General features: G+C 63.3%; 11 protein-coding genes. 9 read left to right on the top strand and 2 right to left on the bottom strand.

Going from position 1 to position 13,218, the window contains the following annotated elements:
- Nucleotides 1-52 precede the first annotated feature (52 nt).
- The 6 genes from GR158_RS14495 to GR158_RS14470 all read left to right on the top strand — a co-directional run bounded on the left by GR158_RS14495 (nucleotide 53) and on the right by GR158_RS14470 (nucleotide 6,891).
- Nucleotides 53-1,504 (top strand): homospermidine synthase, encoded by a 1,452-nt coding sequence (locus GR158_RS14495; protein WP_134645871.1) that lies wholly within the window; start codon nucleotides 53-55, stop codon nucleotides 1,502-1,504.
- Nucleotides 1,505-1,679: 175 nt separating this feature from the next.
- A complete protein-coding gene (omp10, locus tag GR158_RS14490; RefSeq protein WP_134645873.1) occupies nucleotides 1,680-2,051 on the top strand; it encodes an outer membrane lipoprotein Omp10 in 372 nt (123 codons plus the stop codon).
- Between the two features lie 206 nt (nucleotides 2,052-2,257).
- Complete coding sequence (locus GR158_RS14485; RefSeq protein WP_160871567.1) at nucleotides 2,258-4,129, top strand: 5'-nucleotidase C-terminal domain-containing protein; 1,872 nt, start codon at nucleotides 2,258-2,260, stop codon at nucleotides 4,127-4,129.
- A gap of 137 nt (nucleotides 4,130-4,266) precedes the next feature.
- Entirely contained in the window at nucleotides 4,267-5,301 is a 1,035-nt protein-coding gene (gene hemH, locus GR158_RS14480; protein WP_134645877.1) for a ferrochelatase, read from the top strand.
- Nucleotides 5,302-5,395: 94 nt separating this feature from the next.
- Nucleotides 5,396-6,430: an SPFH domain-containing protein gene (locus GR158_RS14475; protein WP_134645880.1), complete on the top strand. Its 1,035-nt coding sequence runs from the start codon at nucleotides 5,396-5,398 to the stop codon at nucleotides 6,428-6,430.
- A gap of 2 nt (nucleotides 6,431-6,432) precedes the next feature.
- Complete coding sequence (locus tag GR158_RS14470; protein ID WP_160871566.1) at nucleotides 6,433-6,891, top strand: NfeD family protein; 459 nt, start codon at nucleotides 6,433-6,435, stop codon at nucleotides 6,889-6,891.
- Nucleotides 6,892-6,894: 3 nt separating this feature from the next.
- On the opposite strand, the gene GR158_RS14465 is transcribed toward GR158_RS14470, so the two are convergent.
- A complete protein-coding gene (locus GR158_RS14465; protein WP_160871565.1) occupies nucleotides 6,895-7,890 on the bottom strand; it encodes an SIS domain-containing protein in 996 nt (331 codons plus the stop codon).
- A 130-nt stretch (nucleotides 7,891-8,020) separates the two neighbouring features.
- Here GR158_RS14465 and GR158_RS14460 point away from each other — a divergent pair, with 130 nt between their 5' ends.
- Nucleotides 8,021-9,541, top strand: a complete 1,521-nt coding sequence (locus tag GR158_RS14460) for an outer membrane beta-barrel protein (RefSeq protein WP_160871564.1) — start codon at nucleotides 8,021-8,023, stop codon at nucleotides 9,539-9,541.
- 3 nt (nucleotides 9,542-9,544) lie between these two features.
- On the opposite strand, the gene galU is transcribed toward GR158_RS14460, so the two are convergent.
- Nucleotides 9,545-10,432 (bottom strand): UTP--glucose-1-phosphate uridylyltransferase GalU, encoded by an 888-nt coding sequence (galU, locus tag GR158_RS14455; RefSeq protein WP_134645888.1) that lies wholly within the window; start codon nucleotides 10,430-10,432, stop codon nucleotides 9,545-9,547.
- 196 nt (nucleotides 10,433-10,628) lie between these two features.
- Between galU and GR158_RS14450 the strand changes: the two genes are divergently transcribed.
- Nucleotides 10,629-11,849, top strand: coding sequence for a lytic murein transglycosylase (locus tag GR158_RS14450; protein ID WP_134645890.1), 1,221 nt, complete (start codon nucleotides 10,629-10,631; stop codon nucleotides 11,847-11,849).
- 124 nt (nucleotides 11,850-11,973) lie between these two features.
- Entirely contained in the window at nucleotides 11,974-13,119 is a 1,146-nt protein-coding gene (locus GR158_RS14445; RefSeq protein ID WP_160871563.1) for a DUF459 domain-containing protein, read from the top strand.
- Nucleotides 13,120-13,218: the final 99 nt, after the last annotated feature.

Genomic DNA, 13,218 nt, shown 5'->3' with positions numbered 1-13,218 from the left:
CCTTCGAGGCCCTTTTTTCGAGCGCAAAGCGGCCGCCCCGCAGGAGAACCAAATGGCAGACAGCACCTACCCGGTACATGGCGAAATTACCGGTCCGATCGTGATGATCGGTTTCGGCTCCATCGGTCGCGGCACGCTGCCGCTCATCGAGCGCCATTTCAAGTATGACCGGAACCGGCTGATCGTCATCGAGCCGCGTGAAGATGCCGCCGATGCGGAAATCTATGCGCGCCACGGCGTCCGTCACATCAAGGCGCATGTCACGAAGGACAATTACAAGACCCTCCTGAAGCCGCTGCTGACGGAAGGCGAAGGCCAGGGCTTCTGCGTCAACCTCTCGGTGGATACGGGCTCCGTCGACCTCATCAAGCTCTGCCGCAAGCTCGACGTGCTCTATATCGACACGGTGGTCGAGCCTTGGCTCGGCTTCTACTTCGACAAGGGCATGAAGAATGCCGACCGCACGAACTACGCCCTGCGCGAGACGCTGCGCAAGGAGAAGGACAAGAACCCCGGCGGCACCACAGCCATCTCCACCTGCGGCGCCAATCCGGGCATGGTCTCCTGGTTCGTCAAGCAGGCCCTCCTGAACCTCGCCAAGGACCTCGACATCAAGTTCGAAGAGCCCGCGCAGCATGACCGCGAAGGCTGGGCCAAGCTGATGAAGAAGGTCGGCGTCAAGGGCGTCCACATCGCCGAGCGCGACACCCAGCGCACGAAGAACCCGAAGCCCCTCAATACGTTCTGGAACACCTGGTCGGTCGAAGGCTTCATTTCCGAAGGCCTGCAGCCGTCCGAACTCGGCTGGGGCACCCACGAAAAGTGGATGCCCAAGAACGCCAAGAAGCACAAGAAGGGCTGCAAGGCAGCGATCTATCTGGAGCAGCCCGGCGCGAACACCCGCGTGCGCACCTGGTGCCCGACGCCCGGCCCGCAATACGGCTTCCTGGTGACGCACAACGAGTCCATTTCGATTGCCGATTACTTCACGGTGCGCGACAAGGACGGTGACGTGACCTACCGGCCGACCTGCCACTACGCCTATCATCCCTGCAACGACGCCGTGCTTTCGCTGCACGAGATGTTCGGCAACGGCGGCAACCAGCAGCCCGTCCTGCACGTTCTCGACGAGAACGAACTGGTGGACGGCGTCGACGAACTCGGCGTCCTGCTCTACGGCCACGACAAGAATGCCTACTGGTACGGCTCGCGCCTCTCGCTGGAGGAAACCCGCCGCATCGCTCCTTACCAGAACGCCACCGGCCTGCAGGTGACGTCGGCCGTGCTGGCCGGCATGGTATGGGCGGTCGAGAACCCGAAGGCCGGCATCGTCGAGGCCGACGAGATCGACTACAAGCGCTGCCTGGAAGTGCAGACGCCCTATCTCGGCCCGGTCGAAGGCCATTACACCGACTGGACCCCGCTCGACGGCCGCCCGGGCCTCTTCCCGGAAGACCTCGACACGAAGGACCCCTGGCAGTTCAAGAACATTCTCGTTCGCTGATCCGCTACCCGTCACCCGCTTCAAAGACGCCCGCGGCCTGCCGCGGGCGTCTTCGCTTTCAATGGGATAATGCCGATCCGCCGGGCTGCGCGTCTTGCTTTCAAAGTCTCTTCGCGGCATGTTCGGGCGAAATGGACGGGTGCTTCGCGCCGGCCACGACCTCGGGAGACTTCAGATGAAACCAATCGCTGTCCTGGGCCTGCTTGCCGCCGCAGCAGCACTCGCTTCCTGCCAGACGGAACGCGCACCGCGCGAGATGCCGACGGCGCACCGCCCGGCTCCGACCGGCGTCGAAGGCGCATGGGTGGATCCGAACGGTATCGTATCGACCTTCGCGGCCGGCACGTTCACGACCCGCACGACCGATACCAACCAGCTCCTGGCATCCGGCACCTACATCAATACCTCGCCGACGCTCGTCGAGATCAACATGACCTCGCTCGTGCGCAACACGCAGTCGAAGGTCAATTGCGCGCTGGTCAGCCAGCAGCAGCTGAACTGCACCACCTCCGCCGGTGCACAGTTCTCGCTCGCACGCCGCGCCTGAGACGCGCTGTCCTGGTTACGATCGAGGGGCCGAAAGGCCCCTTTTTCGTTGGCACACCGATCCGGCATAGCCGCACGCGCCCGGTTTTTTCTTGAAGTTGCCGCTGACCGGTGAAAACATTCACCGGCTGGCTGTCATGTTCGCGGTCTATTGGGATCGGCCGGCGTTCCATGCTGACAGGCACGGCAAACAAGGAGAAGAGGACCATGACGATTTTCCGCTCCGGCCTTCTGGCCGCCTCCCTCATCGCGCTTTCCAGCGGCTCGGCTCTCGCCGACTACGAGCTGAACATCCTGCATATCAACGATCTGCATTCGCGCATCGAGGCCATCAACAAGTACGATTCCACCTGCACGGTGGAGGAAGATGGCAAGAACGAATGCTTCGGCGGCATCGCCCGCGTGAAGACGGCCATCGACAATGCGCGCAAGGCGCTGACCGATGCGAAGGCGAACGTGCTGGTGCTGGATGCCGGCGACCAGTTCCAGGGATCCCTCTTCTACACCACCTACAAGAGCCAGGCCGTCGCCGAATTCATGAACGGTATCGGCTTCGACGCGATGGCGGTCGGCAACCACGAATTCGACGACGGCCCGGAGGAGCTTGCGAAGTTCCTCGACCAGGTGAAGTTCCCGGTCATCTCGGGCAACACGGTCGCCGGCGCCGACACGCCTATCGCCAACCGGATCAAGGGCTATGTCGTCAAGGAAATCGGCGGCGAGAAGGTCGCCGTCGTCTCCGTTCTGGCGACGGACACCGGCGAGACCTCGTCGCCCGGCAAGGGCGTGTTCTTCGAGGACGAGATCACCTACCTCAAGAGCGTCATTCCGACGATCGAAGCCGAGGGCGTCAACAAGATCATCCTGCTTTCCCATGTCGGCTACAAGCGTGACCAGGAAATCGCCGCCGCCGTCGACGGCATCGACGTGATCGTCGGGGGCCATAGCCATACGTTGCTTTCCAGCACCGACGACAAGGCGGCCGGCCCCTATCCCACGCTCGTGAAGAACCCGGCCGGCGTCGAGGTTCCCATCGTGCAGGCCTATGCCTATTCGAAATATCTCGGTGAACTGAAGGTCGTCTTCGACGACGCCGGCAAGGTGAAGGCGGCAAGCGGGGCGCCCCTCCTGCTCGACGCCGCAGTAAAACCGCATACGGGCTTTGCCGCACGCGTGAAGGAACTGGGCGCGCCGATCGAGGAACTGAAGAAGAAGGAGGTCGCCGAGACGGCCGACACCATCGACGGTTCACGCGAGACCTGCCGCGCGCAGGAATGCACCATGGGCAACCTGGTCGCCGATGCCATCCTCGATCGCGTCAAGGCGCAGGGCATATCGATCGCCATCCAGAACGGCGGCGGCCTGCGTGCGTCGATCGACAAGGGCATCGTCACCATGGGTGAGGTGCTGACCGTGCTGCCCTTCCAGAATTCGCTTGCGACGTTCCAGCTCAAGGGATCCGACGTGATCCTGGCGCTGGAGAACGGGCTCAGCGAGATCGAGGAGGGCGCGGGCCGGTTCCCGCAGGTCTCCGGCCTGAAATACACCTTCGACCGGTCGAAGCCGGCCGGCAGCCGCGTCGTTTCCGCCGAGGTGAAGGAAGGCGAGACCTTCGTCCCGCTCGATCCGGCGAAGACCTATGGCGTCGTCTCCAACAACTATATGCGTGCCGGAGGCGACGGCTATTCGGTCTTCGCGACCGCAGGGCAGAACGCCTACGACTTCGGCCCGAACCTCGAACTGGTCGTTGCCGATTATCTTGCCGCGCACCGCCCCTACAAGCCCTATACCGACGGCCGCATCGCCGAGGTCGCCGCGGCGACAGCGGCGCAACCCGCGTCGGAGGGGGCGAAGACCGCCACTGATGAGACGACAGCCGGGTCGACGCCCGCCGAGGGCGCGTCCGGCACCGCCACCGCCGGCGGCAAACATATCATCGCGCGAGGCGATACGCTGTGGGACATCGCCAAGGCGGCCTATGGCGATGGAACGTTGTGGCACCGTATCGCGGACGCCAACGGCAATCCGCGACCGCGCGCCCTACATATCGGGACGGAACTTTCCATTCCCGGAAAATAAGGACAATTTGTCTCCACATTTTCTGCCGGTCCGGTCTTTTCCGGGCCGGCATTTCTTTTTAGAACCATTCCGAACCGAACGGCCCACCGCCGCGTAGAAGAACAACGACCGAAACCCCGCACGCACAGGACCGAACCATGCAGGACAGCGCTACCGCCAAGCCCACCAGTCATCCGCCCGTCAAGCACGGCAAGGTGGGCGTTCTGCTTGTCAACCTGGGCACGCCCGACGGCACCGACTACACGTCCATGCGCCGCTACCTGAAGGAGTTCCTGACGGACAAGCGCGTCATCGAGTGGCCAAAGATCGCGTGGTATCCGATCCTCTTCGGCATCGTGCTCAACACGCGCCCCGGCAAGGTCGGCAAGGCCTATGAGATGATCTGGAACAAGGACAAGAACGAGAGCTACCTGCGCACCTACACGCGCAGCCAGGCCGAGCTGATGGCCGCCTCGCTCGCCGAACATTCCAACGTCATCGTCGACTGGGCGATGCGCTATGGACAGCCGTCCATCGCGTCGCGCATGGAGGCCCTCCAGAAGCAGGGCTGCGAACGCATCCTGCTCTTCCCGCTCTATCCGCAATATGCAGCCGCGACGACCGCGACGGTCAACGACAAGGCCTTCGAGTTCCTGCTCAAGCAGCGCTGGCAGCCGGCGCTGCGCACCGTACCGCCCTATCACGACGACCCGGCTTATATCGACGCGCTCGCCGTCTCGATCGAAAAGCATCTCGCCACGCTCGATTGGGAGCCGGAACGCGTGCTGACCTCCTTCCACGGCATTCCGCAAAGCTATTTCGACAAGGGCGACCCCTATTACTGCCAGTGCCAGAAGACCGCGCGCCTGCTGCGCGAACGGCTCGGCTGGTCGAAGGAAAAGCTGGTGGTCACCTTCCAGTCGCGCTTCGGGCCGGAAGAATGGCTGCAGCCCTATACGGACAAGACGGTCGAGAAACTGGCGCAGGAGGGCATCAAGCGAATCGCCGTGCTCAATCCGGGCTTCGTTTCCGACTGCCTGGAAACGCTGGAGGAGATTGCCGAGCAGGCCGCTGAAAGCTTCCTGCACAATGGCGGCGAGAAGTTCGCGCATATTCCCTGTCTCAATGACAGTCGCGAAGGCATGGCCGTGCTGGAAACGGTCGTGCGCCGCGAGCTTTCCGGCTGGGTCTGAGCCAGGATAAATCTTCGCCCTGAGCAAATAGACTGGTATCGCGGCACGTATTGCTTACAGTGCGCCGCGATACATGGCTGTCAGGAGAAGAAGAATGAATTTTGCAGGACTGGATATTGTCGTCATCGCCCTCGTGGTGCTGGTGGTCCTCATCCTCTTCGCCGGGATCAAGACGATCCCGCAGGGTTACCAGTACACGGTCGAGCGCTTCGGCCGCTACACCCGCACCCTGCAGCCCGGCCTCAACCTCATCATCCCCTTCATCGATCGCATCGGCGCGAAGATGAACGTGATGGAACAGGTGCTGGATATCCCCACGCAGGAAGTCATCACCCGTGACAATGCCAGCGTCTCGGCCGATGGCGTCGCGTTCTACCAGATTCTCAATCCGGCCCAGGCGGCCTATCAGGTCGCCAACCTGGAAAACGCCATCCTCAACCTCACCATGACCAACATCCGCTCGGTCATGGGCTCGATGGATCTGGACGAGCTTTTGTCCAATCGTGACGTTATCAACGACAAGCTGCTGCGCGTCGTCGATGAAGCGGCCAATCCGTGGGGTATCAAGATCACCCGCGTCGAGATCAAGGACATCGCGCCGCCGAAGGATCTGGTCGATTCGATGGGCCGGCAGATGAAGGCCGAGCGCGAAAAGCGCGCGCAGGTTCTGGAAGCCGAAGGCGCCCGCAACGCGCAGATCCTGCGCGCGGAAGGCGCCAAGCAGTCCGCCATCCTCGAGGCCGAAGGCCAGCGCGAAGCCGCCTTCCGTGACGCTGAAGCACGCGAACGCCTTGCCGAAGCCGAAGCGAAGGCGACGAAGATGGTATCGGAAGCCATTGCCGCCGGCGACGTGCAGGCGATCAACTACTTCGTCGCGCAGAAATACACCGAAGCCATGGCCGCAATCGGCAAGGCGCCGAACTCGAAGATCGTGCTGATGCCGATGGAGGCATCGTCGCTCATCGGCTCGCTCGGCGGCATCGGCGCCATCGCCAAGGAAGTGTTCGGAAACGGCCCCGCTGCGGCCGGCGGCAATCCGCAGCGTGCACGCCAGACGACTCCTGCGACGACCACGACCGCCGCTACACCCGCCTTCCGTAACCCCTTCGACACGCCGCAGGGAAGCTGAGCATGATCCAGCGCATCGTCACCGAGCTTGGCCCCTGGGCGTGGTGGGTGCTCGGCATCGTCCTCCTGATCCTCGAAGTGCTGCTGCCCGGCGTCTTCCTCGTCTGGATCGGCATTGCCGCCATCATAACGGGCGCGCTGTCGCTTCTCCTGTGGGGTGAGGCTTTCTGGGTCTGGCAGGTGCAATGGCTGGTCTTTGCCGTTCTGTCGCTGGTCGCGGCCGTCCTTGGCCGGCGAATCGTCAGCCGTAGCGACACGGCGAGCGACCAGCCCTACCTGAACCAGCGGGGCCAGAGCCTCGTCGGCCGCACCGCCACGCTCGAGCACCCCATCGCCGAAGGACGCGGCCGCATCCGGCTGGACGATACGATGTGGAGTGTGCAGGGACCGGACCTGCCGATCGGCACGCGCGTGCGCGTCACGGCCAGCAATGGCCGTGACCTCACCGTCGAGCCGGCCTGAGCGTCAAACGACGCCGATCCGCAGGAGATCGTGGAAATGCACGATGCCGACGGGGCGAAACGCCTCGTCGGTCACGATCAGCGCCGAGATATTGTGCTGGTTGAGAAGCGCCAGCGCCGATGTCGCAAGCGTGCCCGGCTTCACGGTCTTCGGACTGCGCGTCATCACCTCGTCGACGATGAGTTCGGAGAGATTGCGCGACAGGTTGCGGGCAATGTCGCCATCCGTGACGATCCCCACGAGAAGGCCTTCGTCATTGACGACGCCGACACAGCCGTAGCGCTTCTGCGCCAGCATCAGCACCGCATCCGGCATCGACGTGCCGAGCCCCACCAGCGGGATGTTTTCGCCGCTGTGCATGATATCGCCCACGTAAGAGAGGCTCGCGCCCAGCTTGCCGCCGGGATGGAACGTCTTGAAATCGACGGCCGTGAAGCCGCGCGCCTCCAGAAGCGCCACAGCGATCGCATCGCCCAGCGACAGCTGCATGAGCGTCGATGTCGTCGGCGCGAGCCCATGCGGGCAGGCTTCCTGGACCTTGGGCAGCAGCAAAACCGTATCGGCCTCGCGCGCCAGCGCCGAGCGCTCGCCTGACGTCATGGCGATCAGCGGGATCGAGAAGCGGCGCGAATAGGAAACGATGCCCTGAAGCTCTGCCGTCTCACCACTCCAGGAGAGCGCCAGGATGACATCGTCACGGCCGATCATGCCGAGGTCGCCATGGTTGGCTTCGACGGGATGGACGAAGAAGGACGGCGTACCGGTGGAGGCCAGGGTTGCGGCGATCTTCACGCCGATATGCCCGGACTTGCCGATGCCGGTGACGATGACCCGGCCCGCAATGCTGCCGATCAGCCGTACGGCCTCGCAGAACGCATCGTGCAGATCGCCCTGCAACGCCGTTGAAAGGGCAAGCAGCCCCGCCTTTTCCGTTTCGACGGTCCTCAGCGCAGAGGCAATAGCGCCCTCGCCATCAACATTTGCCTGTCTCTTGATCATGGCGCCTCGTTAGCGTTTTTGTCCGAACCTGTCCATGCAGAACCTTGCAGCGCCTGAGCCGCCACGGAAACCAAGCGTTAACCATGGTGATTTACGTTCGCTTAGGAATTCGAGAATCGCAGGGCCGATCATGGCGAAGGCACAGCTACAGGCACGCGGGACCCCGTGGTCACGCCCGACACGGCGTCTGGCCGCGTTGCTGCTTGCCGGCACCGTGCTTGCAACCATGCCGGCGATGGCCCAGCAAAAGGTCGTCCCCGCGTCGAGTGCCTTTCAGGACCCGCTGGCCTCGACTGACACGGAAACCGATACGGACACGAGCGCGACGGGCAGCACGTCCGGTACGCCTGGGACCACCGGTGCGATACCGGCGCGCGCGCCCATGTCCGACGAGGATGCGGCCCGACTGGTGGAGACGACACCTGGCGAAAACGGCGCGTTCCTGCCGGCCGAACGTCGCACCGAGCGGCTGAACCAGCGCGAGGCCGACCTCGACAATGTGCGCAGCAATTTCGGCAATCCCTATGACCCGATCGGTATCCGCCTCGGCACCTTCATCCTGAAGCCTTCGCTTTCGCAGGGCATCAACTACGAGAAGACCAAGACCGGCTCCGTCTCGACAAGCCGTTCCTTCTGGCAGACGGGCCTGAAGGGGTCGCTTACCTCCGATTGGTCGCGCCATCAGCTGACGATCGATGCCGAGGGTATCCACCAGCGCAATATCAGCGGCACCGGCGAAACCGAGCCCAAGGTCAATGTCAATGCCGACCTGCGGCTCGACCTCAGCAACGACACGATCGCCAACCTGACCGCCGGCTACGCGTTCGAGCGCGAAAGCTCCAGCGATCCCAACGCGATCAACGGCGCCACGACCCAGTCCGGCGTGCATAAATTCGCCGCCGGCGCGAGCCTGAAGCGCGATTTCGGCCTTATCCGCGGCACGATCAGCGCGGATTTCGACCGCGAGGTCTACGGCGACGCAGCACTTCAGGACGGCAGCAAGTTGGATCTCTCGGACCGCAACTTCTCGGCGGGAACGCTGACCGGTCGTGTCGGCTATGCGCTGTCGCCTGCCCTGATCCCCTATCTCGAAGCCTCGGTCGGTCGGTCGTTCTATGATCAGAAGCGGGATTCGCTCGGCTACGAACGCTCTGCCCTCACCCTCGGCGGCCGCGCAGGCGTGGAAGTCGATCTCGGCGAAAAGCTGCGCGGCGACCTCGGCCTCGGCTACAAGCGCGCGTCGTTCGATGACAGTCGCCTTGCCGCACTCCAGGGCATCGCGCTGGACGGCGCCGTGTTCTGGTCGCCGCAACGCGGTACCGATCTGCGGCTTGGCCTGCGCACGGAGCTGGAACCGTCGACCGCCCCCGGACAGAGCGGCTATGTCGAATACACGACCGATGCGACCCTGACCCACGAACTGCGGGATAACCTCGTGGCGCGGCTGACCGGCGCCTATACGTGGCGCGACTTCAAGTCCGCGACGGCCATCCCCAACCAGAGCGTCTACCTTGCGGGTGCGGGCCTGACATGGAACCTCAACCGCTGGCTCGCGCTCACGGGCGACGTCTCCTACGAACTCACCCGCCAGCGTGGTGCGGACGATACCGGCATCACGCGTGCCGGCATCGGTCTCGTCTTGCGTCGCTGAGCCTTATTTCAGACCCGCGACGAGCTCCTTCAGGGGGCCCTCGACCGAAGGACGAATATCGGCGCGCGCCAGCGCAAACGCGATATTGGCCAGGATGAAGCCATCCTTGGCACCACAGTCATAGGTCTCGCCGCGGAAATGGTAGGCGGCGAACTTCTGTTCGGTCGCAAGCTTCACCATGGCGTCGGTCAGCTGTATCTCGTTGCCCGCGCCGCGCTCCTGCGTCGACAGGATCGGGAAGATTTCCGGCTGAAGAATGTAGCGGCCGTTGATGAAGAAGTTGGAGGGCGCGGTGCCCTTCGGCGGCTTCTCGACCATCTCGGTGATGGCAAAGCCCTCGCCGACCTTCTCGCCGACGCCGACGATACCGTATTTGTGCGCCTGGTCTGGCGCGCATTCCTCGACGGCGATGACATTGGCACCGCTGTGTTCGAACAGCTCGACCATGCCCTTCATGCAGCCCTTTTCGGCCTTCATGATCATATCGGGGAGAAGCAGCGCGAAAGGCTCGTTGCCGACCAGTTCGCGCGCGCACCACACCGCATGGCCAAGGCCGAGCGGCTCCTGTTGGCGCGTGAAGCTCGTCGAGCCCGCAACCGGCAGGATGCTTTCCAGAAGCGTGAGCTCGGCGGTCTTGTTGCGCTGGCGCAGCGTCTGCTCCAGCTCGACCTGGATATCGAAATAATCCTCGATGACGGCCTTGGAGCGGCCCGTCACGAAAATGAGGTGCTCGATGCCGGCGTCCAGCGCTTCATCCACCACGTATTGGATCACCGGCTTGTCCACCACGGTCAACATTTCCTTCGGCACGGCCTTGGTGGCCGGAAGGAAGCGGGTGCCAAGACCGGCCACCGGGAAGACTGCTTTGCGAACCTTGCGTGTCTGCGACATTTTTCACCTCGTTGAGCCAGTTGCCCTCATGGCTAGCCATCACTGTGCCGGAATAGTGTCCAATTGCTATTTTTTTGCAAAGAGAGACGGAGCAAAAGTTTGATGGTAAAGAATTTGTTGACTTCGTTTTTATAAGTTTGCGTCCTCGCCGGTGGTTCCCGGCCACCGAACCGAAATTTGAAAACGGAAACAGCTGATGACACAGAATCTCAAAACCGTTCTGCGCCGATCCGCGCTCACCCTCCTCCTCTCGGCCGGCCTTTTTGCCCAGACCGCGGTCGCACATGCGGATGCGCGCTTCCAGAAGTGGATCGCCGATTTCTATCAGACGGCAGCAGAGGCGGGCATCAGCAAATCGACCTACCAGCAGGCCTTTGCCGGCATCAAGACGCCCGATCCGGACGTGCTGGAGAAGGCCGCGTACCAGCCGGAATTCAAGCACCAGATCTGGGATTACCTCGATTCCCGCGTCAATCCCTACACGGTGCGCATCGGCCGTGAAATGGCCAAGAAGCATGCCCGCACGCTCGCGGCGGTCGAACGTCATTTCGGTGTGGACCGCAACATCCTGCTTGCCATCTGGTCGATGGAATCGAACTATGGCGCTGTGCTGGCCAAGGACGACCGGCTGCACTACGTGCCGCGCGCGCTCGCAACGCTCGCCTACGCAGACAAGAAGCGGGCGAAATATGCGCGCACGCAGCTGATCGCCGCCCTCAAGATCATCCAGCGCGGCGACATTGCCGCACGGGACATGACCGGCTCCTGGGCCGGTGCGATGGGCCACACGCAGTTCATCCCGACGAGCTATATGCTCTATGCGGTGGATGCCGACGGCAACGGCCATCGCGACATCTGGAACTCCATCCCCGACGCGCTCGCGACCGCCGCCAACCTTCTGGCCAAGAACGGCTGGCAATCGGGCAAGACCTGGGGCTACGAGATCGTCGTGCCGCCGGGTGGCGGCAAATATTCCGGCCAGACCAAGACGCTCGCACAGTGGGCGAAGCTCGGTTTCACGCGGCCGGGCGGCAGCGGCTTCAAGAACGGCTCGGACCGGGCGGAACTGAAGATGCCGGCCAATGGCGGGCCAGGCTTCCTGATGACCAAGAACTTCTTCGTCATCAAGCGCTACAACGCCTCGGATTCCTACGCGATGGGCGTCGGCATGCTCGCCGACCAGATCGCCGGCTACGGTGGCGTCAAGCAGCGTTGGCCGCGGCCCGACGGCACGCTCGACATCACCGAGAAGTTCGAACTCCAGACGCGCCTGAAGGAACTCGGCTATTACGACGGCGAGGTCGACGGCAACTTCGGCTCCGGCTCGAAGGCCGCCATCCAGGCCTTCCAGAACCGCATGGGCCTGCCCGCCGATGGCGAGCCGAGCCAGAAGGTCCTGCGCGCACTCCAGCGTTGAAAATGGCTACGATCCCGCATGAGGGGCGCTTCGGCGCCCCTTTTTGCTTTCCCTCGCCACCGGCATTTGCCATCATGCCGCCATCGACCGCCGGCAGAATGCGTAGAAATCGCGGAGCCCTGCAATGAGCATGACGATCCGGATCATCCGCCTCGGGCTTGCCCTCGCCGTCTCCGCAAGCCTCGCAGCCCCCATGGCGACGCCGGCAGGCGCGCAGGAACGTGTCGAGCGCAGGTCGATCCTCGAATTCCTCTTCGGCAAAAAGAAGCCCAGGGAAGTCGCGCCCGAACCGACCATTCGCAAACCCCGCGCCGCCGTCAGGAAAAAGCGCCCGGCAACGACGGTGGCGAAGAGCCCGGAACCCGCACCGGTGGAAAAGCTGGCGGACGCGAAGGTCGTGCTCGTCGTCGGCGACTTCATTGCCGGCAGCCTCGGTGACGGCCTGATCGAGGCCTTCAAGACAACACCCGGCATCATCGTCGATAAGCGCACGAACGGCTCCTCCGGTCTCGTGCGAGACGATTATTACGACTGGCCGGCCTCGCTGCCCGGCCTGATCGCGGAAACGAAACCGGCGCTCGTCGTGATCAGCCTGGGCGCAAACGACCGGCAGCAAATGACGATTGCAGGCGAGAAGGAGAAATTCCGCTCCGACGCCTGGACGAAGGAATACGAAAGCCGGGTCGAGCGGATCGCCGCCATCGCGCATGAGGGCAACAAGCCGACGCTCTGGATGGGCATGCCGGCCTTCCAGTCCTCCGCGCTCACCGCCGACATGACGACACTGAACGGCATCTATCGCGCCAGTGCCGAAAAGACTGGCGGAACCTTCGTCGATATATGGGACGGCTTCGTCGACGAGGCCGGCAAGTTCGTGACCTCGGGCTCCGATATCAACGGCCAGCAGGTTCGCCTGCGCGGCTCCGACGGCATCAATTTCACACCCGCCGGCAAGCGCAAGCTCGCCTTCTATGTGGAAAAGGAAATCCGCCGTATCCTGGGCGATGCGGCGGCCGACGGCCCGAGCCTGCAGAACGATCTGAAAGACCTCGTCGTCGCCACGCCGCCGGTCGATGCCGAGATCACCAAGACTCAGCCGATCAGCCTCTCCGACCCGTCGCTCGACGGTGGTACCGCGCTTCTGGGCGGGGCGGCCATCAAGGGGAACGGCAAGAGCCTGAGGGAGAAGCTGGTCGACAAGGGCGAAACCGCCGATGCCCCACTCGGCCGTGTGGACGATTTCCGCCTCAACAAGACCGCGACGCCCTGAACCAGGAAATGGCCGCGGTCATCTTGTCATGACCGCAGCGGGATCCGTGGATACCCTTATCTCGAATAGTCGGGAGCGCGGCTTTCTTGCGCGCTCCCG

Origin of the sequence: Shinella sp. AETb1-6, assembly GCF_009826875.1 — a bacterium.
Lineage (GTDB): Bacteria > Pseudomonadota > Alphaproteobacteria > Rhizobiales > Rhizobiaceae > Shinella > Shinella sumterensis.
This window is presented reverse-complemented; position numbering and strand designations above follow the sequence as displayed.

What these genes read in the sequence shown, in the direction of transcription:
- GR158_RS14495 (WP_134645871.1), top strand. Translation starts at nt 53, where the DNA reads ATGGCAGACAGCACCTACCCGGTACATGGCGAAATTACCGGTCCGATC.
- omp10 (WP_134645873.1), top strand. Translation starts at nt 1,680, where the DNA reads ATGAAACCAATCGCTGTCCTGGGCCTGCTTGCCGCCGCAGCAGCACTC.
- GR158_RS14485 (WP_160871567.1), top strand. Translation starts at nt 2,258, where the DNA reads ATGACGATTTTCCGCTCCGGCCTTCTGGCCGCCTCCCTCATCGCGCTT.
- hemH (WP_134645877.1), top strand. Translation starts at nt 4,267, where the DNA reads ATGCAGGACAGCGCTACCGCCAAGCCCACCAGTCATCCGCCCGTCAAG.
- GR158_RS14475 (WP_134645880.1), top strand. Translation starts at nt 5,396, where the DNA reads ATGAATTTTGCAGGACTGGATATTGTCGTCATCGCCCTCGTGGTGCTG.
- GR158_RS14470 (WP_160871566.1), top strand. Translation starts at nt 6,433, where the DNA reads ATGATCCAGCGCATCGTCACCGAGCTTGGCCCCTGGGCGTGGTGGGTG.
- GR158_RS14465 (WP_160871565.1), bottom strand. Translation starts at nt 7,890, where the DNA reads ATGATCAAGAGACAGGCAAATGTTGATGGCGAGGGCGCTATTGCCTCT.
- GR158_RS14460 (WP_160871564.1), top strand. Translation starts at nt 8,021, where the DNA reads ATGGCGAAGGCACAGCTACAGGCACGCGGGACCCCGTGGTCACGCCCG.
- galU (WP_134645888.1), bottom strand. Translation starts at nt 10,432, where the DNA reads ATGTCGCAGACACGCAAGGTTCGCAAAGCAGTCTTCCCGGTGGCCGGT.
- GR158_RS14450 (WP_134645890.1), top strand. Translation starts at nt 10,629, where the DNA reads ATGACACAGAATCTCAAAACCGTTCTGCGCCGATCCGCGCTCACCCTC.
- GR158_RS14445 (WP_160871563.1), top strand. Translation starts at nt 11,974, where the DNA reads ATGAGCATGACGATCCGGATCATCCGCCTCGGGCTTGCCCTCGCCGTC.